The sequence below is a fragment of the Stenotrophomonas sp. YJH_SMC_122 genome, from assembly GCF_059369535.1.
Genome location: NZ_JCAFST010000011.1, coordinates 23,593 through 49,080 on the forward strand (window position 1 = coordinate 23,593; position 25,488 = coordinate 49,080).

General features: G+C 67.3%; 22 protein-coding genes. 8 read left to right on the forward strand and 14 right to left on the reverse strand.

What is annotated here, in order from left to right; translation table 11 throughout:
* Nucleotides 1-10: 10 nt before the first annotated feature.
* Entirely contained in the window at nt 11-1,279 is a 1,269-nt protein-coding gene (locus tag AC5P66_RS14820; protein ID WP_099495584.1) for an efflux RND transporter periplasmic adaptor subunit, read from the reverse strand.
* On the reverse strand, nt 1,279-1,935 hold the full coding sequence (locus AC5P66_RS14825; protein WP_049415647.1) for a TetR/AcrR family transcriptional regulator: 657 nt from the start codon (nt 1,933-1,935) through the stop codon (nt 1,279-1,281). The genes AC5P66_RS14820 and AC5P66_RS14825 overlap by 1 nt, the downstream gene beginning before the upstream one ends.
* Before the next feature lie 250 nt (nt 1,936-2,185).
* Between AC5P66_RS14825 and AC5P66_RS14830 the strand changes: the two genes are divergently transcribed.
* The 3 genes from AC5P66_RS14830 (at nt 2,186) to AC5P66_RS14840 (ending at nt 9,221) form a co-directional block, all read left to right on the forward strand.
* Nucleotides 2,186-7,162 (forward strand): NAD-glutamate dehydrogenase, encoded by a 4,977-nt coding sequence (locus AC5P66_RS14830; RefSeq protein ID WP_049415644.1) that lies wholly within the window; start codon nt 2,186-2,188, stop codon nt 7,160-7,162.
* Nucleotides 7,163-7,455: 293 nt separating this feature from the next.
* Nucleotides 7,456-8,229: an NAD kinase gene (locus AC5P66_RS14835; RefSeq protein ID WP_049465824.1), complete on the forward strand. Its 774-nt coding sequence runs from the start codon at nt 7,456-7,458 to the stop codon at nt 8,227-8,229.
* A 47-nt stretch (nt 8,230-8,276) separates the two neighbouring features.
* Complete coding sequence (locus AC5P66_RS14840) at nt 8,277-9,221, forward strand: 5'-nucleotidase (RefSeq protein ID WP_049415637.1); 945 nt, start codon at nt 8,277-8,279, stop codon at nt 9,219-9,221.
* Nucleotides 9,222-9,282: 61 nt separating this feature from the next.
* Here AC5P66_RS14840 and AC5P66_RS14845 read toward each other — a convergent pair whose 3' ends face one another.
* From AC5P66_RS14845 to asnS, 12 genes are all read right to left on the reverse strand, one after another.
* Nucleotides 9,283-9,834: a DUF2939 domain-containing protein gene (locus AC5P66_RS14845; RefSeq protein ID WP_049415630.1), complete on the reverse strand. Its 552-nt coding sequence runs from the start codon at nt 9,832-9,834 to the stop codon at nt 9,283-9,285.
* A gap of 42 nt (nt 9,835-9,876) precedes the next feature.
* On the reverse strand, nt 9,877-10,869 hold the full coding sequence (locus AC5P66_RS14850; protein WP_180880921.1) for an aldo/keto reductase: 993 nt from the start codon (nt 10,867-10,869) through the stop codon (nt 9,877-9,879).
* Nucleotides 10,869-11,555 (reverse strand): DUF2461 domain-containing protein, encoded by a 687-nt coding sequence (locus AC5P66_RS14855; RefSeq protein ID WP_070489082.1) that lies wholly within the window; start codon nt 11,553-11,555, stop codon nt 10,869-10,871. Before AC5P66_RS14855 ends, AC5P66_RS14850 begins: the two co-directional genes overlap by 1 nt.
* Nucleotides 11,552-12,991 carry an exodeoxyribonuclease I gene (gene sbcB, locus AC5P66_RS14860; RefSeq protein WP_099495581.1) on the reverse strand — a complete coding sequence of 480 codons (1,440 nt, stop codon included), beginning with the start codon at nt 12,989-12,991 and terminating at the stop codon, nt 11,552-11,554. Before sbcB ends, AC5P66_RS14855 begins: the two co-directional genes overlap by 4 nt.
* Nucleotides 12,991-14,358, reverse strand: coding sequence for an FAD-dependent oxidoreductase (locus AC5P66_RS14865; RefSeq protein ID WP_099495580.1), 1,368 nt, complete (start codon nt 14,356-14,358; stop codon nt 12,991-12,993). Before AC5P66_RS14865 ends, sbcB begins: the two co-directional genes overlap by 1 nt.
* Nucleotides 14,359-14,389: 31 nt before the next feature.
* Complete coding sequence (gene kynU, locus AC5P66_RS14870; RefSeq protein WP_099495579.1) at nt 14,390-15,664, reverse strand: kynureninase; 1,275 nt, start codon at nt 15,662-15,664, stop codon at nt 14,390-14,392.
* A gap of 158 nt (nt 15,665-15,822) precedes the next feature.
* On the reverse strand, nt 15,823-16,344 hold the full coding sequence (locus tag AC5P66_RS14875) for a 3-hydroxyanthranilate 3,4-dioxygenase (protein ID WP_032954300.1): 522 nt from the start codon (nt 16,342-16,344) through the stop codon (nt 15,823-15,825).
* Between the two features lie 20 nt (nt 16,345-16,364).
* A complete protein-coding gene (gene can / locus AC5P66_RS14880) occupies nt 16,365-17,027 on the reverse strand; it encodes a carbonate dehydratase (protein WP_005417406.1) in 663 nt (220 codons plus the stop codon).
* Between the two features lie 72 nt (nt 17,028-17,099).
* The gene (locus tag AC5P66_RS14885) at nt 17,100-17,738 is read right to left on the reverse strand and encodes an FMN-binding negative transcriptional regulator (protein ID WP_049439549.1); all 639 of its coding nucleotides are present in this window, start codon (nt 17,736-17,738) and stop codon (nt 17,100-17,102) included.
* Between the two features lie 7 nt (nt 17,739-17,745).
* Nucleotides 17,746-18,060: a hypothetical protein gene (locus AC5P66_RS14890; protein ID WP_005417404.1), complete on the reverse strand. Its 315-nt coding sequence runs from the start codon at nt 18,058-18,060 to the stop codon at nt 17,746-17,748.
* A 5-nt stretch (nt 18,061-18,065) separates the two neighbouring features.
* Nucleotides 18,066-18,365, reverse strand: a complete 300-nt coding sequence (locus AC5P66_RS14895; RefSeq protein ID WP_005417403.1) for a hypothetical protein — start codon at nt 18,363-18,365, stop codon at nt 18,066-18,068.
* Nucleotides 18,366-18,395: 30 nt separating this feature from the next.
* Complete coding sequence (asnS, locus tag AC5P66_RS14900) at nt 18,396-19,790, reverse strand: asparagine--tRNA ligase (protein WP_049415614.1); 1,395 nt, start codon at nt 19,788-19,790, stop codon at nt 18,396-18,398.
* A gap of 128 nt (nt 19,791-19,918) precedes the next feature.
* Here asnS and AC5P66_RS14905 point away from each other — a divergent pair, with 128 nt between their 5' ends.
* The 5 genes from AC5P66_RS14905 to smc all read left to right on the forward strand — a co-directional run bounded on the left by AC5P66_RS14905 (nt 19,919) and on the right by smc (nt 25,475).
* Nucleotides 19,919-20,257, forward strand: coding sequence for a HesB/IscA family protein (locus AC5P66_RS14905; RefSeq protein ID WP_134968195.1), 339 nt, complete (start codon nt 19,919-19,921; stop codon nt 20,255-20,257).
* Between the two features lie 220 nt (nt 20,258-20,477).
* Entirely contained in the window at nt 20,478-20,915 is a 438-nt protein-coding gene (gene rpsF / locus AC5P66_RS14910) for a 30S ribosomal protein S6 (RefSeq protein ID WP_006452997.1), read from the forward strand.
* A gap of 11 nt (nt 20,916-20,926) precedes the next feature.
* Nucleotides 20,927-21,157, forward strand: coding sequence for a 30S ribosomal protein S18 (gene rpsR, locus AC5P66_RS14915; RefSeq protein ID WP_002804494.1), 231 nt, complete (start codon nt 20,927-20,929; stop codon nt 21,155-21,157).
* Nucleotides 21,158-21,262: 105 nt separating this feature from the next.
* Nucleotides 21,263-21,712: a 50S ribosomal protein L9 gene (gene rplI / locus AC5P66_RS14920; protein ID WP_043398478.1), complete on the forward strand. Its 450-nt coding sequence runs from the start codon at nt 21,263-21,265 to the stop codon at nt 21,710-21,712.
* A 259-nt stretch (nt 21,713-21,971) separates the two neighbouring features.
* Complete coding sequence (smc, locus tag AC5P66_RS14925; RefSeq protein ID WP_495216469.1) at nt 21,972-25,475, forward strand: chromosome segregation protein SMC; 3,504 nt, start codon at nt 21,972-21,974, stop codon at nt 25,473-25,475.
* Nucleotides 25,476-25,488: the final 13 nt, after the last annotated feature.

Here is a 25,488-nt window from a genome sequence, read left to right on the forward strand (position 1 = left end):
AAGGTTCCCGTTACTGCTTGTTCGAATCGGTGGCGGCCGGCTTGGCCGCATCGGCCTGCTCGGGCTTGGCCGCGTCGGCCGGTGCCTTGCCTGCAGCCGGTGCAGCGCCCGCCGGGGCGGCGCCGCCTGCGGCCGGCTTGCCCTTGGCGTCCTGGCCCGGGGTCCACGGCTTGGCCACCGCCGGTGCACCTTCCTTGACCTTCTGCACGCCGGCCACGATCACCTTGTCGCCAGCGGCGAGGCCGTCGCTGACCAGCCAGTTGCCGTTCTGCGCGCCATCGGTCTTCACGTTCTTGCGCACGACCTTGCCGTCGGCGCCGACCACCATCACGTAGCCGCCGGTGGTATCGCGCAGCAGGGCCTGCTGCGGCACCAGGAATGCGTTGTTGCGCTCGCCCAGGTTGGCCTGGAAGCTGACGAAGGCGCCCGGCAGCAGGATCTGCTGCGGGTTCGGCAGCAGCGCGCGCAGCGACACGGCGCCGGTGGCCGGGTCGACCGTGGTCGAGGAGAAGTCCAGCGTGCCCGGCTCGCTGTAGGTGCTGCCATCGGCCAGCTTCACGGCCACCGTGGCCTTGCCGTCGCCGGACAGCGCCAGCGCGCCCTTGGCCTGCTGCGCACGCAGCTGGGTCAGCTCGTCCACGCTCAACGAGAAGTTGACGTACAGCGGGTCGAGCTGGTCGACGGTGGTCAGCAGGGTCACATCGCCCTGGCCCACCAGCGCGCCCTCGGTGACCTGCTGCTTGTTGGCCACGCCACTGATCGGCGCGGTCACTTCGGCATAGCCCAGGTTGATCCGCGAGGAGGTCACTGCCGCTTCGGCCTGCTTGACCGCGGCCAGCGCGGTCCGCTCGGCCGATTCGGCGTTGTCCAGGTCGGACTTGGAGACGAACTGCTGCGGGGCCAGCGAGCGTGCGCGGTCGGCGGCGACCTTGGCGTTGGCGTAGGTCGCGCGGGCCGAGGCCAGCTGGGCCTCGGAGGCGTTGAGCGAGGCACGCAGCGGCGCCGGGTCGATCAGGAACAGGGTCTGGCCCTGCTTGACCTGCGAGCCTTCCTGGTAGACGCGCTTGAGCAGCACGCCGGGCACGCGTGCGCGGACGTCGGCGCTGCGGAACGGCGACAGGCGGCCGACCAGCTCGCGCTGCAGCGGCAGGGTCTGCGGCTTGGCGTCGATCACGCCCACCTCCGGCGGCGGGGGCGTCTGCTGTTCCGGCTTCTTGCAGGCAGCCAGCGCGACAGCAACGGCGCACGTCAAGGCAAGGGTGCGGAGTGGGGCGGTCATCAGGAGGAACTCCGGGGTTGGTTTGTAGACGGGGCCGGCGACGGCTGAGGCGCGAAGGCGCGCAGGAAGCTGTCGACGGAGAACTCTGCCCAGCGCCGACGCAAGACCGCGTCATCACGATGGGGGGTATGGAAGCGCTGTTTGTCGAAATCCTGACCGGCGATCATGCTCAGCAGCAGTTCGGCCATGAAGTGCGGGTCGTCATGCCGGAGCTGGCCCTGCATGCAAACGGTTTCAATCCATTCAGCAAGATGAAGCGTCAGTGCGCCGGCGCCATGCCGGTACAGCGTACGCGCCTCTTCGGGAAACTGGGCCGCGTCGGCGGCGATCAGCCGGCAGGCCTGGCCCACGTGCGGTTGGTTGAAGTGCTCCAGGAAGTCGGTGGCGAACTGGAGCAGGCTGGCACGCAGGTCGTCACTGCGGAGTGCACGAACCATGGCCCCGGTGGCGTGGCCGACGTGGCGCTGCATTACCCGGCGCAGCAGTTGCTGCTTGCTGCCATAGCGCGAGTAGAGGGTCTGCTTGGAACAGCCGGCATGCTGGGCCACCGCGTCCATGCTCATCTGCATGCCCTGCTGGGCCAGCAGTTCGCGTACGGCGTCGAACACACGCTCATCGCGTGCATCGAGGGCAACGGGGAGGTAGGCCGGGTTCACGCGGTGGACTATACCGTCCAGTTCAGGATTGTGGAATCGCATCGGCGTCGCCGCGTGTGTCTTCCGGTAACACGTTTTGCCGATCCTGTCGGCAGTGCTGAAACAGGCGCCATCACCATACCGGTGCGAACTGAATAGGCGTTTAAACCGCAGCAAACCCGAATCTGCTTATTCCGTCCTGCAGCAAGGCCTTTTCGTGCGGTAGGGCTACAATTTCATTTTCCCAACTGAGCAAGCGCATCGCTCTGCCATGAAACCGCAAAAAACCGCAGCCAAGACCGTGAAAAACAAGACGAAACCAGCAGAGTCGGAGGTCGCAGTGACCGCTGGTTTCTCCCTGGAGCCGGTGTACACGGCCTTGCGCAAGCGCTACCCCGCGGCCGCACAGGCCGAAGCAGTGGCTTTCGCCACTGACTTCTACAAGCGCATGGAGTCGGACGAGTTCCCGCACCACAGCGCTGAAGAGTGGGCCGCTCTCGCGGCTGAGACGCTGGAATTCGCCCGGGCCCGCAAGGCTGGCAAGGCCAACGTCCGCGTGTTCAATCCGACCGCGAAGGCCAACGGTTGGGAATCGCCGCATACCGTGCTGCAGATCGTCAACGACGACATGCCGTTCCTGGTCGATACCGTCACCATGTCGCTGGCCGAACAGGGCGTGGGTGTCCACGTGCTGGGCCATCCGGTGCTGCGCTTCACCCGCGACAAGGCCGGCAAGCTGGTCAAGGTCGGCGAGGGTGATGCCGAGTCGGTGATGCTGCTGGAAATCGACCGCCAGCCGGCCGATGCGATGGCTGCCATCGAGCAGGCCATCAACAAGGCGCTGGATGAAGTGCGTGCGATCGTGCGCGACTGGCAGCCGATGAAGGACAAGGCGCTGGCACTGGCCGACGACCTGGGCAGCCGCCAGCTGCCGGTCGACGACGCGTCGCGCAAGGAAGCACAGGAGTTCCTGCGCTGGGCCGCTGACAACCACTTCACCTTCTTCGGCTACCGCGAGTACCGCGTCGAGAAGCAGGGCAAGGAAGAGGTGCTGGCGCCGCTGAACGACACCGGCCTGGGCCTGATGCGCGGCAAGGACAAGTCCGCCGCCCGTCCGGTCAAGACCCTGGCCGCGCAGGGCCTGAACACCACGTCCGGGCTGAAGGACGCGCTGATCCTGACCAAGACCAACGCCCGTTCGCGCGTGCACCGCGCCGGTTACATGGACTACATCGGCGTGCTGGAATTCGACGCCAAGGGCAAGATCATCGGCGAGCAGCGCTTCCTCGGCCTGTTCACCTCCAGCGCCTACAACCGCCGCCCGTGGGAAATCCCGCTGGTGCGCCAGCGCCACGAGCACGTGATGAAGCAGTCGGGCCTGGCCCCGGCCAGCCACAGCGGCAAGGCCCTGCGCCACATCCTGGAAACCCTGCCGCGCGAAGAGCTGTTCCAGTCCAGCGAGGACGAACTGTTCCGCACCGCGATGGGCGTGCTGGGCCTGCAGGAGCGCGTGCGCAGCCGTCTGTTCCTGCGCCGCGACAAGTACAGCCGTTTCATCTCCGCGCTGGTCTACCTGCCGCGCGAGCGCTTCAACACCGACGTGCGCCTGCGCATCGAAGCGATGCTCAAGGACGCCCTGCACGGCGAGTACGTCGACAGCTCGGTGGTGCTGGGCGAATCGCCGCTGGCGCAGGTGCACCTGATCGTGCGCCCGAAGCCGGGTGAAATGCTCGACGTCGATACCGCCGAACTGGAGCAGAAGCTGGCCCAGGTGCTGCGCAACTGGCAGGACGACCTGCGCGAGGCGCTGGTGGCCCGCCATGGCGAGACCGAAGGCCTGCGCATTGCCGCCCGCATCGGCAAGGCGCTGCCGGCCGGTTACATCGAAGACAACAGCACCGCCGTTGCCGCCAATGATGTCAGCCAGCTCGACGCGCTGACCGGCCCGGACGACCTGCGCCTGAGCCTGCAGGCCGTGCCGCGCGAGGGCGGCGATGGCCTGCGCCTGAAGCTGTATCGCCAGCTGGACGACATCCCGCTGTCGGACGCGCTGCCGATGATGGAAAACATGGGCCTGCGCGTGATCGCCGAGCGTCCGTACCGGCTGTCGGTCGACAACGCGCCGGTGTACGTGCAGGACTTCGAGGTCGAGTCGACCGCTGGCGCGATCGATGCCGCCAGTGTCGATGAAGCCTTCGGCGAGACCTTCGCCCGCGTCTGGCACGGCGACGCCGAGAACGACGGCTTCAATCGCCTGGTGCTGGCTGCCGGCCTGCACTGGCGCCAGGTCGCCATGCTGCGTGGCTACTGCAAGTACCTGCTGCAGACCGGCGTGCCGTTCTCGCAGGCCTACGTGGAAGGTACTTTCGCGCGTTACCCGCTGCTGGCCCGCCTGCTGGTCGAACTGTTCGAGGCCCGCTTCGATCCGGCCACCGGCCATGAGAGCAAGGACGACATCGCGGCCGGGCAGGCCCAGCTGAAGGCCCACTTCGATGTGCTGGCCGCTGGCGACGATGCCACCCTGAAGGTGCTCAAGAGCGTGGTCGATGCCCGCAAGGGCGACCGCGACGCGCAGATGCAGGCCGCGCGCGATGCGCTGCTGAAGCTGATGGATCGCGTGTCCAGCCTGGACGAGGACCGCATCCTGCGCTCGTTCATGGGCGTGATCGACGCGACCCTGCGTACCAGCTACTACCAGACCGATGCCAACGGCCAGCATGGCCATGTCATCAGCTTCAAGTTCGATTCGGCGCTGGTGCCGGACCTGCCGAAGCCGCGCCCGTACCGCGAGATCTTCGTGTACGGTCCGCGCGTGGAAGGTACCCACCTGCGCTTTGGTGCGGTTGCGCGTGGCGGCCTGCGCTGGTCGGACCGTCGCGAAGACTTCCGCACCGAAGTGCTGGGCCTGGTCAAGGCGCAGATGGTCAAGAACACCGTCATCGTGCCGGTCGGCGCGAAGGGCGGCTTCTTTGCCAAGACCCCGCCGGTGAACGGCGATCGCGATGCGATCTTTGCCAATGGCGTGGCCTGCTACAAGCTGTTCATCCAGGGCCTGCTGGACATCACCGACAACATCGTCAACAACAAGATCGTGCCGCCGCTGGATGTCGTGCGCCACGACATGGATGATCCGTACCTGGTGGTGGCCGCGGACAAGGGCACGGCGACCTTCTCCGACATCGCCAACGGCCTGGCCATCGCGCACGGCTTCTGGATGGGCGATGCGTTCGCCTCCGGTGGTTCGGTCGGTTACGACCACAAGGGCATGGGCATCACCGCGCGCGGCGCGTGGGAATCGGTCAAGCGCCACTTCCGTGCGCTGGGTCGTGACAGCCAGAGCCAGGACTTCACTGCGGTCGGCGTCGGCGACATGTCCGGCGACGTGTTCGGCAACGGCATGCTGCTGTCGCGCCATATCCGCCTGGTCGCTGCGTTCGACCACCGCCACATCTTCCTGGACCCGAATCCGGATGCGGCCACGTCGTTCATCGAGCGTGAGCGCCTGTTCACCCTGCCGCGTTCGAGCTGGGCGGACTACGACACCAAGCTGATCAGCAAGGGCGGCGGCGTGTACCCGCGCAGCCTGAAGTCGATCGAGATCACCCCGCAGGTGCGTGAAGCGCTGGGCCTGGACGAGAACGTCAAGGCGCTGTCGCCGAACGATCTGATGAGCGCGATCCTGAAGGCGCCGGTCGACCTGCTGTGGAACGGCGGCATCGGTACCTACGTCAAGGCCGCCAGCGAACAGCACAGCGACGTGGGCGACCGTGCCAACAACGCGCTGCGCGTGAACGGTGGCGAGCTGCGCTGCAAGGTGGTGGGCGAGGGCGGCAACCTGGGCATGACCCAGCTGGGCCGCATCGAAGCCGCGCAGGCCGGCGTGCTGCTCAACACCGACTTCATCGACAACTCGGCCGGCGTCGATACCTCCGACCACGAAGTCAACATCAAGATCCTACTCAACGATGTGGTGCGGGCCAAGAAGCTGACCGTCGAGCAGCGCAACAAGCTGCTGGCGTCGATGACCGATGAAGTCGCCGAGCTGGTGCTCAACGACAACTACCGCCAGAACCAGGCGCTGAGCCTGATGGAGCGGATGGCGGTCAAGCGCCTGGGGTCCAAGCAGCACTTCATCCGCACCCTGGAACAGCAGGGCCTGCTCGACCGCCAGATCGAGTTCCTGCCGTCCGACGCCGAGCTGTCGCAGCGCAAGGCACGCGGCCAGGGCCTGACCCGTCCGGAACTGTCGGTGCTGCTGTCCTACTCCAAGCTGGTGGCGTTCAACCAGCTGCTGGATTCGGACATCCCGGAAGATCCGTACCTGTCCAAGGAACTGCAGCGCTACTTCCCGACCCCGCTGCAGAAGAAGTACGCCGACGCGATGGAGCGTCACCGCCTGAAGCGCGAAATCATCGCCACGGCTGTGACCAACCAGACCATCAACCGCATGGGCGCCACCTTCCTGATGCGCATGCAGGAAGACACCGGCCGTTCCATCGCCGAGGTTGCCAAGGCGTACACCATCAGCCGCGAGACGCTGGATGCGCGCGCGTTGTGGGCGCAGATCGACGCGCTCGACGGCAAGGTGCCCGAGTCGGTGCAGATCGATGCGCTGGAAGTGATCTGGAAGCTGCAGCGCTCGTTCGTGCGCTGGCTGCTGTCGCGCCCGGGCGCGATGCCGGGCATCACCGAAGCGGTCAACCGCTACCAGGGTCCGTTCAACGACATCCGCGTTGCCTCGGGCGTGCTGCCGGATTCGCAGCGTCCGACCTACGAAGCCCTGGTGGCCGAGTGGAAGGAAAAGGGCCTGCCGTCCGCGCTGGCGCAGCAGCTGGCCGAACTGCACTTCCTGGAGCCGGCGTTCGACATCATCGAACTGGCCCGCACCCGCAAGCTGAAACCGGTGGACGTGTCCAAGGTCCACTTCCGCCTGGGCGATGCCCTGCAGCTGCCGTGGCTGTTCGAGCAGGTCGACGCGTTGGAGGTCAACGGTCGTTGGCACGCGGTGGCGCGTGGCGTGCTGCGTGACGAGCTGGCAGCCAACCACCGCAACCTGGCCGGGCAGGTGCTGGGCACCAAGGGCAACAGTGCCGAGGCCAAGGTCGCTGCCTGGATGGGCCGCGACGACAACAGCCTGCGCTTCACCCTGGCGATGCTGGCCGAACTGGCCGAGCAGAAGACCCTGGACTACCCGACCGTCTCGGTCGCAGTCCAGCGCCTGGGCCAGCTGGCGGCACACGGCGCGTAAGTGATGTAGTGCCGGGCCACGCCTGGCATGCGTGAACCGGAACGGCCCCGCGAAAGCGGGGCCGTTCTGTTTCTGCCCTTGATCTTTGCGACCACCTGACCCGACGCCGGCCGTGAACCTGCCAGGTGGATGACCGGCATATCCGCCGGGACCGTGAGCGCCATGGATGGCGCGATCGAGCCCCCAGGGATGGGTTTACGGCGTGTCCCGGCGGATATGCCGGTCATCCGCCCCACGGGGTCCAACTCCCGGCGCTCGGTTATGCTCTCCATCAAACCCACCCGGATCCACCGATGAGCGACACCCCCCGCATCGCTTTCCTGGCCAGCACCACCGAACCTGCACAGATGGCCCGCGCGGCGATGATTTCGCGTTATGGCGATCACACGCCGGAGCAGGCCGACGTACTGTGCCCGCTGGGTGGCGACGGTTTCATGCTGCAGACCCTGCACCGGCACGGGCACCTGGGCAAGCCCGTGTTCGGCATGAAGCTGGGCACCGTCGGTTTCCTGATGAACCAGTACCGCGGCGACGATGACGTGCAGGCCCGCATTGCGCGTGCCGAACCGGCCAACCTGCGCCCGCTGGAAATGGTGGCGCTGACCGAGTCCGGCACCAGCACCGGGTCGCTGGCCTACAACGATGTCTCGCTGCTTCGGCAGACCCGGCAGGCGGCCCATATCGGCATCGACCTCAACGGCCAGGAGCGGGTGGCCGAGCTGATCGGTGACGGCGTGCTGGTGGCCACCCCGGCCGGCAGTACCGCCTACAATTATTCCGCGCACGGCCCGGTGTTGCCGCTGGGGTCGCATACCATCGCGCTGACGCCGCTGGCCCCGTATCGGCCGCGACGCTGGCGCGGGGCGATCCTCAAGGCCGACACGGAAGTGCGCTTCCGCGTGCTCGATCCCTACAAGCGTCCGGTCAGCGTCACCGCTGACTCGCACGAGACCCGCGATGTGGTCGAGGTGACCATCCGCGAGTCGAGGGACCGTCGTGTGACCCTGCTGTTCGACCCGGAGCACAATCTGGAAGACCGGATCCTGAGCGAACAGTTCGTTTTTTGAGGACAATGGGCGGCCGGCCCCGCCGACCGCTTGAAGGACCCCCACCGATGGGCGACAACTCCCCCCGTTTGCTGACCGTCGCGGTGACCTCGCGCGCGCTGTTCGACCTTGAGGAAAGCCATGCGCTGTTCGAGAGCGATGGCGTGGCGGCCTATGCCGAGTTCCAGCGCCAGCATGAGGACGACATCCTCGGCCCCGGCGTGGCCTTTCCCGTGGTGCGCAAGCTGCTGGCACTGAACCAGGGCGCCAGCCCGGAGAACCCGCGGGTCGAGGTGATCCTGCTGTCGCGCAACTCGGCCGATACCGGCCTGCGCATCTTCAACTCGATCCAGCATTACGGCCTGGGCATCATCCGTGCGACGTTCACCGCTGGCGAACCGACCTGGCCGTATGTGAAGCCGTTCGGCACCGACCTGTTCCTGTCGGCCAACCCGGAATCGGTGCGCAGCGCGCTGCGCCATGGCATCGCGGCGGCGACCATCCTGCCCAAGCCACCGGGTGAGACCGCTGCGGCAGCGGCCGACCAGATCGATACCGGCCGCCCGGCCGGCCAGTTGCGCATTGCCTTCGACGGTGACGCAGTGATCTTCGGTGACGAGAGTGAGCGCATTTCGCGCGAGCAGGGCGTGGAAGCCTTTGGCCGCCATGAACGCGAACGCGCCCGCGAGCCGCTCAGTGGCGGCCCCTTCCGCGGCTTCCTGTCGGCCCTGCACACGCTGCAGGAAGTGTTCCCGGCGGGCGACAGCGCGCCGATCCGTACCGCACTGGTGACCGCGCGTTCGGCCCCGGCGCACGAGCGGGTGATCCGCACCCTGCGGGAGTGGGGCGTGCGCCTGGACGAAGCGCTGTTCCTCGGCGGCCGCCACAAGGGGCCGTTCCTGCAGGCCTTCGGTGCCGACATCTTCTTCGATGATTCGCAGCACAACATCGACAGCGCCCGCGCGCACGTGGCTGCCGGCCACGTACCGCACGGCGTCGCCAACGAGGGATAGGGCGGATTCGACCGGTAGGTGCCAACCGTTGGTTGGCGCTGCCGTCAGGCCACGGGTCCGATCAAGGGCTGCCCGACATTCCCAGCTGCAGGTCCACCACCTTCCAGCGCAGGCCCTGCGGCTCCAGCACCACCTTCAACGGCGGCTGGCCGGGGCCGCGATCGACATCGATCACGAAGCGGTCGAATGACTCGAAATGATGTTCGGCATTCTTCAACGGCCGCGCCGGTTCAGTCGCGCCGAAGGCGTCGCCACCCTGCAGTTCATTACGGCCACGCTTCCACAGCACGTGGCCCTGCAGCATCGCGCCGATCCCGGTCGGGGTCACCATGGTTTCCACCGCGGCGCCCCCGAGCTGGTCGCCGAGGCCGTAGAGGAGGGCACCGAACGGGCTGGCCGCCACGTCCGGCCCCGCCTGGCGCACCAGGTAATCATTGAGCTGCGCACGCAGGCTGCTGCGCACGCGCGGGAAATCCACGTAACGCTCCAGGCGCGCGGTGTCGCGCTGTTCGATGGCCTTGGACAGGCCGTTGACGGTCAGGTACGGGCCGCCGAACCACCAGGCTACCAAGGCCAGGACCAGCAGCACCACAAGCGCGGAGAGTTTCTTCATGGCGACCAGACTGCCGCAACCGCGGCAGTACCGGGTGAAGACTTACTGACTGGGCGAACCCTGTCCGTCGCCGAAGGCGTCCACCAGCTGTCGGCGCTCGGTCGGACCCAGCGCCTCCACGCGTGTTGCCAGCACCTCGTCCAGGCTGCCGATGCGGGTGGTGCCAAGGATGCCGCTGGCCACGCCGGGATGGCCCAGCGCATAGGCGAAGGCGGTCTGGGCCGGGCGTTGGCTGCGGATCGCGGCCACTGCCCGGCGCATCTGGCGGGCACTGCGCATCAGCTGGCGGCTGCTGGGCTTCAGCCAGGCGCGCGCCAGGTACCAGCCATCGGCCAGCCGTGGCAGGCGCGGGCGCGCGGGCAGCAGGTGGCCCTGCGCCAGCACGGTCCCGGCCAGCACGCCGATGCCCACCGCCTGCAACTGGTCGATCAGCGGTTCGCGGTCCTGCTGCAGGGCGTTGTAGTCCAGCAGCACCACATCGAAGGCATCCGGATGGGCGATCATCCAGCGCAGGGTCGAGGCCGAATGGGTGTTGATGCCGGTGTGCCGGATCAATCCGCGTTCGCGCAGGCGCTGCAGCGCGGCCAGCAGATCGTCGTTGATGTCGTGCTCGCTGGCGCCATGCAGCTGGTAGATGTCCAGGTGATCCAGGCCGAGGTTGCGCAGCGACGCCTCGCAGCTGGCGGTGATGGCCGCGGGCGAGAAGTTGCGCTGCTCGGCACCGCTGATGCCGGCCTGGCCGGTCAGCGTGCCGCCCTTGCTGGAGATCACCAGCGCGTCGCGCGGGTACTGCTTCAGCAACGGGCGCAGGATGCGGCCTAGGCGCGGCTCGGCATGGAAGCCGGAATAGTTGTGACCCGTATCGAGCAGATTCACGCCGTGGGCGAGCGCATGTTCGACCACGGCGGCCGCGTCATGCTCCGGGAAGCGGCGATGGCCCCAGAAGCCGGAGCAGCCCAGGCCGATCGGTGAAACGGCCAGGCCGGTGCGGCCGAGCACGCGCCGCTGGCGGGCCAGCGGAAGATCCTGCGACATCAGAACTCCAGATCCAGCGCGGCGCACAGGTAATCGACGAACGGACCGAGCGCGGCCAGGTCCTTGCCCAGCGTGGACAGCAGGCGTGGGCCGGTCATGGTGGCGTCGTCCAGCGAGCGCCACATCACCCAGTTGCGGTGCTTGAGGTCGTCGATGAACTCGAAGTCGGCCGGGAAGCCACGTGGGGGGCGCACCAGCTTCTCGCTCTCCTCGAAATCGAAGCGCTTGCGCAGGGCCGGCGCATGCGCGGCGGCTTTCCAGCTGCCCGGGTTGTCGAGGATGAAGTGGCGCACGCGGCGCTGGGTTTCCGGCTCCGGATGCCACAGGCCGGCGCCGACGAAGCTCTCGCCGGGTTGCAGGTGCACATAGAAGGACGGCGCGGCCACCTCGCGGCGGCGCTCATGGAACAGGCGCGCACCCTGCCAGGTCTTGTACGGTGACTTGTCGTTGGAAAAGCGCGCGTCACGGTGGATGCGGAACAGCGAGCCGCCGACGCCGCGGGTATCGGCGCGGAAGTGTTCGCTGACCTCGGCCAATGCCGGCTGCAGGTCACCCAGCAGGCGCAGGAACGGCTGCCGGACGTGGTCTTCATACTGTTGGCGGTGGTCGTTGAACCAGGTCTTGTCGTTGTGCCGCGCCAGGCTGCGCAGGAATCTGAAACTGGCGTCCGAGAAATAGGTGCTCACAGCGTCTCCTGCAGGTGCTGGCCCCAGTCGCGCAGCGATTGCAGCAGGGCCTGGCGCCGCGCGTCGCCGGGTGCCTCGGCGGCCAGTGCATCAAGCTGTTGCTGGTACTGGGGCAGGTTGAGTTCGCCCAGGCCGCCGTCGCCGAGCAGGCGCTGGCGGCGGTAATCCTGCCAACGCTGGTGTTCAGCCGGCGCGAGGCTGCCGGGATGGTTGCGTGCGCGGTAGCGGAACAGCAGCTCGGGCAGGCGCGGGTCGCGGAAGCGCCCTTCCAGCGCGGCCAGCTGCTCCGGCGCGGTGGTGCGTGCCAGCGCGAGCAGCGGCTTGTCGCCGTTGCCGAGGAATCCGTCGTACAGCGAGGCATCGACATCGGCCACGGTCGCGACGCGGGGCTGGTTGTAGACCTGGCGTGCCTTCTCGGCCAGTTGCGGCGCAAACGCGCGCAGCCGTTCCACCTTGGCCTCGATCGCGGCCACGTCCAGGCCGAGGCGCGCGTGGTCATCGGCGCGCAGGTGGTTCCATGCGATCAGTGCCGGCACCTTGTTCAGGTGCACTTCCTTCAGCGGCACGCGTGCCACGCCTTCGGGCAGCTCGCTGGCCCGCATGTACAGGCGCTGTGCGATCACCTCGGCCGGCAGTGCCAGCAGATCGTCGATGTCACCGTCCAGGTCGAACACGATCACCCGGTTGTTGATGGTCGGGTGCACGGCCAGCGGCAGCACTGGCGCCGCGCACAGGCGGCTGGCGGGATAGCGCATGGAAACATGCAGCACCGGCTTCATCGCGGCCACGTCCAGCAGGCCGCCGACGAAGCGCTTGTCGCGCAGCTTCAGTGCGTACTCCCACAGCCGCGGCTGCGATTGCTTGAACAGCCGCGCCATGCCGATGGTCGCGCGCACGTCCGACAGCGCCTCGTGCGCATCGCCTTCGCGCACTTTGTTGGCTTCGGCCAGGTGTTCGAGCTTGAACGACGTCGCGCCGTCCTCGCGCAGCGGCCACTGGATGCCCTCGGGCCGCATCGCCCGCATCAGGCGCAGCATGTCCAGCAGGTCCCAGCGCGAATTGCCGTTGCGCCACTCGCGCTCATAGGGATCGTGGAAGTTGCGGAACAACCCGTAGCGGACGAACTCATCATCGAAGCGCAGCGTGTTGTAGCCCAGTGCGCAGGTGCCGGGGCGCGACAGCTGCTCGTTGATGCGGTCGAAGGCCTCGGCCTCGCTGATGCCCTCGGCCAGCGCCTGCTGCGGGGTGATGCCGGTAACCAGGGTGGCCATCGGCGAGGGCAGCAGGTCATCGGCCGGCCGCACGAAGAAGCTGACCGGCGTGTCGATCTCGTTGAGATCGGCATCGGTGCGGATCGCGGCGAACTGCGAGATGCGGGTGCGCCGCGGGTCCTGGCCGAAGGTTTCCAGGTCGTAGAACAGGAAGCTGTCGGCCATCAGTGCGCGCCCTCCAGGACCGGCAGCTGCGCGTGGATCTGCGCTTCCAGCGCGGCCCAGTCGATGTTGTCCAGTGAATCATGGCCGGTGGTGGCGGCCACCAGCATGTCGCGCTGCAGTTCGGTGCGGCGCAGCGCCTCGGCGTACGGCGTGTGCAGGAAGGTGACCATCGTGTAGTGCGGCACGAAGCGGGTCGGCCAACGCCGCTGCAGTTCCTGCTCCAGTTCGCGTTGCAGCAGGAATGCGGGGTCGGCCACGCGGTCGCGCATCTCCAGGTAGTTTTCCAGCGCCATCTGCTGGATGGCACGTGCATTCGGTTTGCGCTCGGCTTCGAACGCGGCGAACGCACCCTCCAGGTCATCGGCCTCCATCAGCTGGCGAGCCAGTGCGACGCAGTCCTCGAATGCGCAGTTCATGCCCTGGCCGTGGAACGGCACCATCGCGTGGGCGGCATCGCCGATCAGCACGGCGCGCCCCTGCTGGTGCCAGCGCTCCAGGGTGAGCGTGCCAAGCAGGCCCGGCGGGTGTTGCTCCCAGTCGGCGCGCAGGTTGGGGATCAGCGGCAGCGCATCGGTGAATTCGCGCGCGAACAACGCCTCGGCCTGCGCACCGGTATTGACCGTCGCGAAGCTGGGATCGCCCTGGTTGGGCAGGAACAGGGTGACGGTGAAGGTGCCTTCGTGGTTGGGCAGGGCGATGCACATGTAGTGGCCACGGGGCCAGATATGCAGTGCGTTGCGCTCGATGCGGAAGCCGCCGTCGGCGGCCGGCGGGATCTCCAGCTCCTTGTAAGAGTGGTCGAGGAAGGCGATGTCCTCGCCCAGCGGCGCGCGCCGGTTCATCGCCGCGCGCAGCGCCGACCCTGCGCCGTCGGCACCGATCAGGGTATCGAAGTGGATGTCGTGCGGGCTGTCGTCACGGTCATCGATGAAGCGCGCATGGCCGGCATCGAAATCGACCGTGTGCAGGCGGCGGTGGAAGTGCACGGTGGCGCCGGCCCGTTCGGCCAGCTCCAGCAGCGTGATGTTCAGGTCACGGCGGTGGATCGACCAGATCACCTCGCTGTCGTCGCGGCCATAGCGCTGCAGCTGCGGTTCGCCGTCGCGTGGATGCACCATGCGTCCGCGCATCATCACCGCGCGCGCCATCACCTCGTCTTCCACGCCGGCCTGGCGCAGTGCATTGCGCCCGCGCTCGGCCAACGCCAGGTTGATCGAACGACCGCTCTCGTAGTCGGCAATGCGGGGATCGCCACGGCGTTCGTACAGGGTGATGCGCCAGCCTTGCCGTGACAGCAGGATGGCGAGCAGAGACCCGGCAAGGCCGGCACCGATAATGCTCAACGAGCGGGAGGCGTGTGCGATCAACGAACTGTCCAGCAGCAGGGGAGGGGCTGGCTTACAGGCCGGCCCAGGCTTCCACTTCCTCGACGAAATGGTGCACGTCCAGGTAGCGGTTGTAGAGCGGGGTGGGCGAGATGCGGATCACGTCAGGCTCGCGCCAGTCGCCGAGCACGCCGATGCCGCGCAGGTGCTCGAACAGTGCACGGCCGCGCTCGCGGCCACCGATCACGCGCAGCGACAACTGGCAGCCGCGGCGCTGCGGATCGGCCGGGGTAATGATGTCCAGCACCTGCGGCAGGCGTGCGCGGACCAGTGCTTCGAGCAGGCCGGTCAGCGCCAGCGATTTGCTGCGCAGCGCCTCCATGCCGGCACGCTCGAACAGGTCCAACGAGGCACGCAGTGGTGCCAGGCCAAGGATCGGTGGATTGCTGAGCTGCCAGCCCTCGGCACCGATGGCGGGGGTGAACTGGGGCGCCATCTGGAAGCGGGTCGATTCCTCATGGCCCCACCAGCCGGCAAAGCGCGGCAGGGTGGTGTCGCGGTGATGACGCTCGTGCACGAACGCGCCGGCCACCGCGCCCGGGCCGCTGTTGAGGTATTTGTAGTGGCACCACACGGCGAAATCGGGCGCCACGTCATGCAGGCGCAGCGGCAAGTTGCCGACCGAGTGCGCCAGGTCGAAGCCGATGCGTGCGCCCTGCAGGCGTGCGGCGCGGGTGATCGCATCGAGGTCGAAGGCCTGGCCGGTGCGGTACTGCACGCCGGGCCACAGCACCAGCGCCAGGCGCGGTCCGTGCTCGGCGATGGCGCGTTCGATCGCGGTCAGCGAGATCGTGCCGTTGGCTTCGTCCGGCTGCACTTCCACCAGGCACTCGGCCGGGTCGAAGCCATGGAAGCGGATCTGTGCTTCCACCGCGTGGCGGTCGGTCGGGAATGCGCCGGCTTCCATCAGGATCACCGGGCGCTGCGTGGTTGGCCGGTAGAAGCTGACCATCATCAGGTGCAGGTTCACGCTCAGCGTGTTCATCGCCACCACCTCGCTGGGCAGTGCGCCAACCACACGGGCCAGCTGCGCGCTCACCAGGCGGTGGTACGACAGCCACTGCGTCGGGCCGGTGAAGTGGCCTTCCACCGCCAGCTCGCCCCACTGCTTCATCACTTCCTGCACGGCGGCCTGTGCGCCGCGCGGCTGCAGGCCCAGGGAGTTGCCGACGAAGTAGGTCTGCTCGCCGCCACCATGGCGCGGAATCAGGAATTCAGTGCGCAGCGGGCGCAGCGGATCGGCGGCGTCCAGGGCGATGGCGTGGGTGCGGCTGAGCAGGTCGGACATGGTCGGGCAACAGGCTGCAACGGGACCGCCAGTGTAGCGCCTGGCACGGCAGGACCGACGCCCGGAATGCCTGCGTACCGCTATAGCTGTAGAGCCGAGCCCGTGCTCGGCTTCGTGGCCCGGCAGCCGAGCATGGGCTCGGCTCTAGGGGCGGGTGGTCAGCCCGCCGCCGGCACCGGCAGCGGATCCACGTGCCCGCACTGGCTGCAGGTGCGCAGTTCCAGGCTGGCGTGGTAGCGCGCAAACACCTTGGGCAGGTCGGTTTCGATGTTCTGCAGCGGGAAATACTCTTCGTGCAGCTTGTGGTTGCAGCGCTCGCAGTGCCAGATCACGCCGTCCATCTCATGCGGCAGCCGCTTGCGCTCGACCACCAGGCCGATGCCCCCGGGCGGGCGGCGCGGCGAGTGCGGCACCTTGCCCGGCAACAGGAAGATCTCGCCGGCGCGGATCGGGATGTCGCGTACCGCGCCGTCCTCCTGCACCTTCAGCACCATCTCGCCTTCGAGCTGGTAGAACCACTCGGGGCCTTCGTCGTAGTGGTAGTCGGTACGCGAGTTCGGCCCGCCGACCACCATCACGATGAAATCGCCGTTGTCGATCATCTTGTTGCCCACCGGCGGCTTCAGCAGGTGGCGGTTCTCTTCGATCCAGGCGTGCAGGTTGATCGGCGGAGCGAGCATGGTGGTCATCCGTGTGGGTATCAGTCGCGACGGCCCTTGCGCGGCACGAAGGACAGCGCTTTTTCATACGCTGGCTGCAGCTCTTCCAGCGAACCGACGTCGATGCCCATTTCACGCACGCGGCCGTCCTTCAGGCTGTAGACCCAGCCGTGCACCATCAGCTTCTGGCCGCGGGCCCAGGCATCCAGCACGATGGTCGAGCGGCAGAGGTTGGCGACCTGCTCGATCACGTTCAGCTCGCACAGCCGGGCGTGCTTGAGTTCGTCGTCTTCGATCGCGTCGAGGATGCCCTGGTGCTTCTGCACCACGTCACCGACATGGCGCAGCCAGTTGTCGGCCAGGCCGACGCGGGTGTTGTGCAGGCAGGCATGCACGCCGCCGCAGCCGTAGTGGCCGACGATCAGGATGTGCTTGACCTTCAGCTGGTCCACTGCGTACTGCACCACGCTCAGGCAGTTGAGGTCGGTGTGGGCGACCACGTTGGCGACGTTGCGGTGCACGAACACTTCGCCCGGCGCCATGCCGATGATCTGGTTGGCCGGCACACGCGAATCGGAGCAGCCGATCCACAGGTACTCGGGATGCTGCTGCTTGGCCAGCTGGTGGAAGAAGTCGGGGTCCTCCTTCTCGATGCGGTCGGCCCAGTCGCGGTTGTTCTGCAGCAGCTTGTGGATGTCTTTCATGTTCGGGTCCCTGGCGTCGGGTGGGGGCGCACCGCAGCCATCCGGCTGCGACGTCGCGGGAATCTGGGGTGTTCAGCCGCTGCGGGCGGCCTGTTCGCGGTGCCAGCGCATCCACTGCGCCAACTCGGTGGAGGAAGGGGTGCCCAGCTGTTCCAGTTCGGCAATCACGGCGCGCTGGTTGGCGTCGGGATGGTTCTGGCTCAGCTTCAGCTTCAGCTGCACGTGTTCGACCTGGAAACGGAAGCCGACGATGGCACGCAGTTCCGGGCCATGCTCGGCACGCGTGGCATCGAACCGCCAGGCCTGGCCAACGCTGGCTTCGAAGTGGTCGCTGATCGCACCGACCAGCCCGGCCAGCGCATCGGCATCGTCGAACGTGTGCAGCTGCCCGCGCAGCTCGGCGGCCGCATAGTTCCAGGTCGGAACACGTGCCGCAGGCTCCTTGTCCGGGTACCAGCTGGCCGAGACGTAACCGTGTGGCCCGTCGACCAGCACCTTGGCCGCACCGCTGTGGCGCGACTGCGGGTTGGCGCGGGCCCAGTGGCCGCGCAGTTCGATACGCTCGCCCTCGCGCCGGTACAGCACCGGCATCCGCGTCAGCTCCGGCAGGCCATCGCTGCCGGCGGTGAGCACGGTGACGAATGGATCGCGCGCCAGCAGGCGGTCCAGCCAGAGCAGGTCGGTTTCGGCGAAGGCGCGTGGAGTGAACATGCCTGGATCAGGCGCGCGCGCCCAGTGACTGGATCATGCGGCCGCGCAGGCCCTCGTCGTTGTCGGCCTGTGGCGGCTGCACTTCGTGCAGGCTGAAGCCGCGCACCAGCGCGTCTTCCTCGTCCAGGCCGTCATACTCGACGAATTCGGCGTCGAACAGCTGCGAACGGGCGGTGTCTTCGCTGTCATAGCTCAGCGTGTTGCCATCGCTGTCGAGCACCTCAGCGGTGCCGGCCGGGCGAACGCGCAGGCGCGCCCAGATCAGGGTGTTGCCGAGGCTGGCCAGCCACCAGCTGTCGCGCGAGGCGGAAATGTCATTCATGGGGGTTACCAGAGCGAGGCCAGCCAGAGCAGGGCGGCCATGCCCAGTCCGGCCAGCAGGGTCAGCAGCGAAACCCAGGCCGGCGTCGCCAACCCGGACAGCGAGCGGTCCGGCTGCTGGCGATAGTCGCGGCGCAGCAGCCAGGCCAGGGCATCGGGCTTGAGGAAGGCGCCGCTGCCGAAGCGCTCGGCGAGCGCCGGATGGCGGTCGCGCACGTGCACCAGGGTCAGCGGCCAGAAGATCACGAAGGCACTGAACCCGGCCACTGCAACGCCGACGAAACACAGGGCGAAGAACAGGGTCATGGGAGTCGTACCTCCGTGGTCGTGTGGGGCTTAGAAGTCCGCGCTGCCCGGGGCGCGCGGGTAGGGGATCGCGTCGCGGATGTTGGACAGCCCGCAGACGTACACCACCAGGCGTTCGAAGCCCAGGCCGAAGCCGGCGTGCGGCACCGAGCCATAGCGGCGGAAGTCGCGGTACCAGCTGTAGTGCTCGCGATCCAGGCCGAACTGGGCCATGCGCGCGTCCAGCACGTCCAGGCGCTCTTCGCGCTGGCTGCCACCGATGATCTCGCCGATGCCCGGGGCCAGCACGTCCATCGCGGCAACGGTCTTGCCGTCGTCGTTCAGGCGCATGTAGAAGGCCTTGATGTGCTCCGGATAGTTGGTCACCACCACTGGGCGGCCGACGTGTTCCTCGGTCAGCCAGCGCTCGTGCTCGGTCTGCAGGTCCAGGCCCCATTCCACCGGGAAGTCGAACTTCCTGCCGGACTTCTGCAGCAGGCTGACCGCGTCGGTGTAGTCGATGCGCTCGAACGGTGCGTTGATGAAGTCTTCCAGCTTGGTGATCGCGTTCTTGTCCACGCGCTCGGCGATGAAGGCCAGGTCGTCGCTGCGCTCGTTCAGCACGGCGCGGAACAGGTACTTCAGGAACTCTTCGGCCAGGCGTGCGTCTTCGGCCAGGTCGGCGAAGGCGATTTCCGGCTCGATCATCCAGAACTCCGCCAGATGGCGGGTGGTGTGGCTGTTCTCGGCGCGGAAGGTCGGGCCGAAGGTGTAGACCTTGCTCAGCGCCAGGCAGTAGGCCTCGACGTTCAGCTGGCCGGACACGGTCAGGAAGGTTTCCTTGCCGAAGAAGTCGCGGCTGAAGTCGATCGCGCCCTTCTCGTCACGGGGCAGGTTCACCATGTCCAGGGTGGACACGCGGAACATCTGGCCGGCGCCTTCGGCGTCGGAGGTGGTGATGATCGGGGTGCTGATCCAGTTGAAGCCGTTCTCGTGGAAGAAGCGGTGCACGGCCTGGGCCAGGCAGTTGCGGATGCGGGTGACTGCGCCGAACAGGTTGGTGCGTGGGCGCAGGTGCGCCACTTCGCGCAGGAACTCCGGCGACATCGGCTTGGGCTGGATCGGGTAGGTGAGCGGGTCTTCGACCCAGCCGACCACTTCCAGGGCGCTGGCCTGGATCTCGAACGACTGGCCCTTGCCCTGCGACTTCACCAGGGTGCCGGTGCCGATGACCGAGCAGCCGCTGGTCAGGCGCTTGATCTCGTCGAAGTTGGCCAGGGTGTCGTTGGCGACGACCTGGATCGGGGCGAAGCAGGAGCCGTCGCTCACATTCACGAAGGCCAGATTCGCTGAACCGCGCACCGTGCGCACCCATCCGCGTACCGTGACTTCGCCGCCTTCCGGGATCTTCCCGGCAAGCGCATGTTCAACGCTGACCACCGTCATGACTTGAATCCTCTGCTGATCGACTCGATCTGTGAACACGGGAGTTTACCGTTTGCAGCGTTCTGCTTGCGAGGCATTTTTCGCGGCAACGGCTCCTTATAATGTTCCCGTACCTCTGGAGTAGCCCCATGGCCGTCAGCCTGACCCCCATTGCCTTCGAGCGCGTGCAGCGCTTTGTCGCCCAGACCCCCGGCGCGCTGGGCCTGCGTTTCGGCGTGACCAGGACCGGCTGCTCCGGCTGGGGCCACATCACCGACCTGGCACGCGACGAGCGCGAGGGCGATACCGTGTTCGAGCAGGACGGCGTGAAGATCTACGTCGATGCCAAGAGCCTGGCGCTGGTGGACGGCACCGTGATCGACTTCGGCAAGCACGGCCTGAGCGAGACCTTCACGTTCAGCAACCCGAATGCCACCGCCGAGTGCGGCTGCGGCGAGAGCTTCACCACCGACGCCGACAAGGCCTGACGGCCGGCCGGGGCCTGATCGTTCTGGTGGCGCCCAACCCGGGTTGGCTGGGCGCTCGCCCCGGCTCAGGGCGCCAGGTGGCCCACCGGTTGCCCGGCCACCCCATCTGCGCCATAATGCGCGGCTTCCTGCCTCCCCGGCGGGAATCCTTGCCCCACCGCGGTCTCAACGGCGGGGGGCTGTCCGGCCGCAAGGCCACATCCGAAAGGTAGAAAAAAACATGAGTCGTCATTACGAAATCGTGTTCATGGTCCACCCGGACCAGAGCGAGCAGGTCCCGGCCATGATCGAGCGCTACAAGTCGCTGGTCGAGAACGGCAACGGTACCATCCACCGTCTGGAAGACTGGGGCCGCCGCCAGCTGGCGTACCCGATCCAGAACCTGGTGAAGGCCCACTACGTGCTGATGAACATCGAAGCCGACCAGGCCGTTCTGAACGAACTGACCGAAAGCTTCCGCTTCAACGACGCCGTGCTGCGCAACCTGGTCATCAAGCGTGACGAGGCTGACACCGAGCAGTCGCTGATCATGAAGAGCAAGGACGAGAAGGGTGACAAGCCGGAGCGCGGTGAGCGCCGTCGTCGTGACGACGAAGAAGGCGAGTCCACCACCACCGCTGACAACGAAGCCGGCGACGACGCCGCTTCCGCCGCCTAAGGAGCCTTCCCATGTCCAAGTTCTTCCGTCGCCGCAAGTTCTGCAAGTTCACGGCTGAAGGTGTGAAGGAGATCGACTACAAGGATCTCAACACCCTGCGCCAGTACCTGACCGAGAACGGCAAGATCGTGCCGAGCCGCGTCACCGGTACCAAGTCGAAGTACCAGCGCCAGCTGGCGACCGCCGTCAAGCGCGCCCGCTTCCTGGCCCTGATTCCGTACACCGACAACCACGACGTCTGATGCCCGGCGGGGCGGCCCGGTGCCGCCCCCGCTGTGCCAGCTATTCGGACAGCCTTTGTTGCGGGGCATCGCCTCGCTAACGAATAACTTATCTGGAGCAATACCATGCAGCTGATCCTCCTGCAGAAAGTCACCAACCTCGGCAACCTGGGCGACCTGGTCGACGTGAAGCCGGGCTACGGCCGTAACTTCCTCGTGCCGCAGGGCAAGGCCGTTCCGGCCACCGAGAGCAACAAGGCCGAGTTCGAAGCCAAGCGCGCCGAATACGAAGCCAAGGCCCAGGCCATCCACGCCGAAGCTGACGCCCGCAAGGCCAAGCTGGACGGTGCGAGCGTGACCATCCCGGCCAACGCTTCGACCGAAGGCAAGCTGTACGGCTCGGTCGGCGCCCGCGAAATCGCCGATGCCTTCACCGCTGCCGGCCTGCCGGTCAGCAAGAGCGAAGTCATCCTGGGCGAAGGCGCCTTCCGCAACATCGGCGAGTACGACGTGCTGATCCACCTGCACGCCGACGTCGAGACCACCGTCAAGGTCGTCGTCGTCGCCGAAGCCTGATCCCACGCCGCAAGGCCTGGCATCACCGCAGAACGGGCGCCCGCAAGGGTGCCCGTTTTGTTTTATGGCTCCGTTTCGTGGCGTCGGGCCACGTCCGGCCGGCGGGGCAGGGCTGGACAATGTTCCACGCCCATTCGTAGAACACGGCCACATCGGTATACTCAGGGCGTCACACCCGTTCCACGGGCATCGATCCCAACAGGATCAATGACTTGGAGGGTAAACGCAGGCCGCTTGCCGGCCCCAGTCCGGAACCCCTATGCGTCTTTCCACGATCAAGCTGTCCGGCTTCAAGTCGTTCGTCGATCCGACCACCCTGCACCTGCCGACCAACATGACCGGCGTGGTGGGGCCCAATGGCTGCGGCAAGTCGAACATCATCGACGCCGTGCGCTGGGTCATGGGCGAGAGTTCGGCCAGCCGCCTGCGCGGCGACTCGCTGACCGACGTGATCTTCTCCGGGTCCAATGCCCGCAAGCCGGTCTCGCAGGCCACGGTCGAGCTGATCTTCGACAACTCCGACCACACGATCTCCGGCGAGTACGCCTCGTTCAACGAAATCTCGGTCAAGCGCACGGTCAGCCGCGACGGCACCAGCAACTACTACCTCAACGGCACCAAGTGCCGTCGCCGCGACATCACCGACCTGTTCCTCGGCACCGGCCTGGGGCCGCGCAGCTACTCGATCATCGAGCAGGGCATGATCAGCCAGATCATCGAGGCGCGCCCGGAAGACCTGCGCGTCTACCTGGAAGAGGCGGCCGGCATCTCCAAGTACAAGGAGCGCCGCAAGGAGACCGAGACCCGCATCCGCCACACCCGCGAGAACCTGGACCGGCTGGGCGACCTGCGCGATGAGATCAGCAAGCAGCTGGAGCACCTCAAGCGCCAGGCCAGGCAGGCCGAGCAGTACCAGGCCCTGCAGGAAGAGCGCCGGGTCAAGGATGCCGAGTGGAAGGCCCTGGAATTCCGCGGGCTGGACGGTCGCCTGTCGAAGCTGCGCGAAGGCCTGTCGCAGGAAGAGACCAAGCTGCAGCAGCTGATCGCCGACCAGCGCGACGCCGAGGCCCGCATCGAGACCGCGCGCGCGCGGCGCGAAGAGGCCGCCGACGCTCTGAACACCGCGCAGGCTGCGGTCTACCAGGTCGGCAGCACGCTGGCGCGCCTGGAACAGCAGATCCAGCACCAGCGCGAGCTGTCGCAGCGCCTGCACAAGGCGCGCGATGAAACCCAGCAGGCGCTGGCCGAACTGGGCCAGCACATCAGCGGCGACGAGGCCAAACTGAGGGTGCTGCGCGAGGCGGTGGAGGCCGCCACTCCGCAGCTGGAAGAACTGCAGGAAGAAAACGAGATCAAGCAGGAAAGCCTGCGCGAGGCTGAAGAGCGGCTGGCCAGCTGGCAGCAGCGCTGGGAACAGCACACCTCGCAGAGTTCGGAAGCCTCGCGCGCCGGCGATGTCGAGCGCACGCGCGTGGACTACCTGGACAAGCAGATCCTCGACGCCGACCGGCGTCGCGAGGCCCTGGCCGCCGAACGCGCAGGCCTGGACGTGGACGCGCTGGAAGAAGCCTTCGAGCAGCTGCACCTGCAGCACGACACGCAGAAGGCCGCGCTGGATGAATTGAGTGAAGACGTCGAGCTGCGCAAGCAGGGGGTGGCGGCGGTGCAGGAACAGCAGCGCAATGGCCAGAACGAACTGGCTGAACTGCGCAAGCAGGCCAACGGCCTGCGCGGTCGCCTGGCCTCGCTGGAAACCCTGCAGCAGGCCGCGCTGGGCCAGGAGCAGGGGGCAGCCGTGGCCTGGCTGAAGGCGCGCGGCCTGGATTCGGCGGCGCGCGTCGGCGAACGCCTGGACGTGGATGCCGGCTGGGAAAACGCGGTGGAAAGTGCGCTCGGCCAGCTGATCGAAGGCGTGCTAGTCGATGACCCGGCCAGCCTGGTCGGCGCGCTGGGCGAACTTGGCGAAGGCCACATTGCGCTGGTCGCCGACGATGCTGCTGAACTGAAGGTGGCGCCGACCTCGCTGGCGGCACGCGTGCGCGGCCCGGCAGCGATCCGGCGCCTGCTGGCACACCTGCACGGTGCCAGGGACCTGTCCGAGGCGAAGGCCCTGCAGGCCAGCCTGCCGGAAGGCGATTCGATCATCACCCAGGGCGGCGAGCGCCTGGGCCAGGGCTGGGTGCGGGTGTCGCGCTCCGGTGCCGCCGAGCAGGGCGCGCTGCTGCGCGAGCGTGAGATCAACGAACTGCGTGAGCAGATCGAGCAGCTGCAGGACCGCGAGGCCGAGCTGGAAGAGCAGCTGAGCGGTTTCCGTGAGCAGCTGCAGGCGGCCGAACAGCAGCGCGAGGACGCGCAGCGCGCGCTCTACCAGGCCCATCGCGCGGTGTCCGAACTGGCCGGCCAGCTGCAGGGCCAGCAGGGCAAGGTGGAAGCGGCACGCACCCGCATCGACCGCATCGAGGGCGAGCTGAAGCAGTTGCAGGAAACGCTGGAAGCCAACAACGAGCAGGCGCGTGAAGCGCGCTCGCGGCTGGAGAGTGCGGTCAGCAGCATGGGCGACCTGGAATCGACCCGGCAGCGGCTGGAGGGCGAACGTCGGCAGTTGACCGAGGCCCGCGACCTGGCCCGCGATGCCGCCCGTGCGGTACGCGAGCGCGCGCATTCGCTGGCCCTGACCCTGGAATCGCAGCGTGCGCAGCTGGCCTCGTTGAGCCAGGCGCTGGAGCGCATGGGCACCCAGCGCGGGCAGCTGGATGCGCGGCTGGGCGAGCTGCATTCGCAGCTGGACGAAGGGGATTCGCCGGTCGAATCGCTGCAGGCCGAACACCAGAACGCGCTGGAAGAGCGCGTGCGGGCCGATCGCGTGCTGACCGAGGCGCGCACGCTGCTGGACGGCATCGACGCCGAGCTGCGCAACTACGAGCAGACCCGCCACCAGCGCGATGAGCAGGCGTTGGCCCAGCGCGAGCGCATTTCGCAGCGCAAGCTCGACCAGCAGGCCCTGGTGCTCAGCGCCGACACCCTGCAGGCGGCGGTGGAAAAGGCCGGATTCGTGCTGCAGGACGTGCTCAACGCACTACCCGAAGACGCGCGCCTGGGCGACTGGGAGCAGGCCGTGCACCAGATCGACGCGCGCATGCGCCGGCTGGAGCCGGTCAACCTGGCCGCCATCCACGAGTACGGCGAGGCTTCGCAGCGTTCGGACTACCTGGATTCGCAGCACGCCGACCTGACCACGGCGCTGGAAACGCTTGAGGATGCCATCCGCAAGATCGATCGCGAGACCCGCGGCCGGTTCAAGGACACCTTCGACCGCGTCAATGCCGGCGTCCAGTCCCTGTACCCGCGCCTGTTCGGTGGTGGCCACGCCTACCTGGAACTGACCGGAGAAGACCTGCTCGACACGGGTGTGACCATCATGGCGCGCCCGCCGGGCAAGCGCGTGTCCAGCATCTCGCTGCTGTCCGGCGGCGAGAAGGCGATGACCGCGGTGGCGCTGGTGTTCGCCATCTTCCAGTTGAATCCCGCCCCGTTCTGCCTGCTGGACGAGGTGGACGCGCCGCTGGACGAAGCCAACGTCGGCCGCCTGGCCAACATGGTCAAGGAAATGAGCGAGAAGGTGCAGTTCCTGTTCGTCAGCCATAACAAGGCGACGATGGAGGCCGCGCACCAGCTGTCGGGCGTGACCATGCGTGAGCCGGGCGTCAGCCGCCTGGTCAGCGTGGACCTGGAAGAAGCGGCGCGATTGGCGGGCGCGGCCTGACGTGCCATCCTAG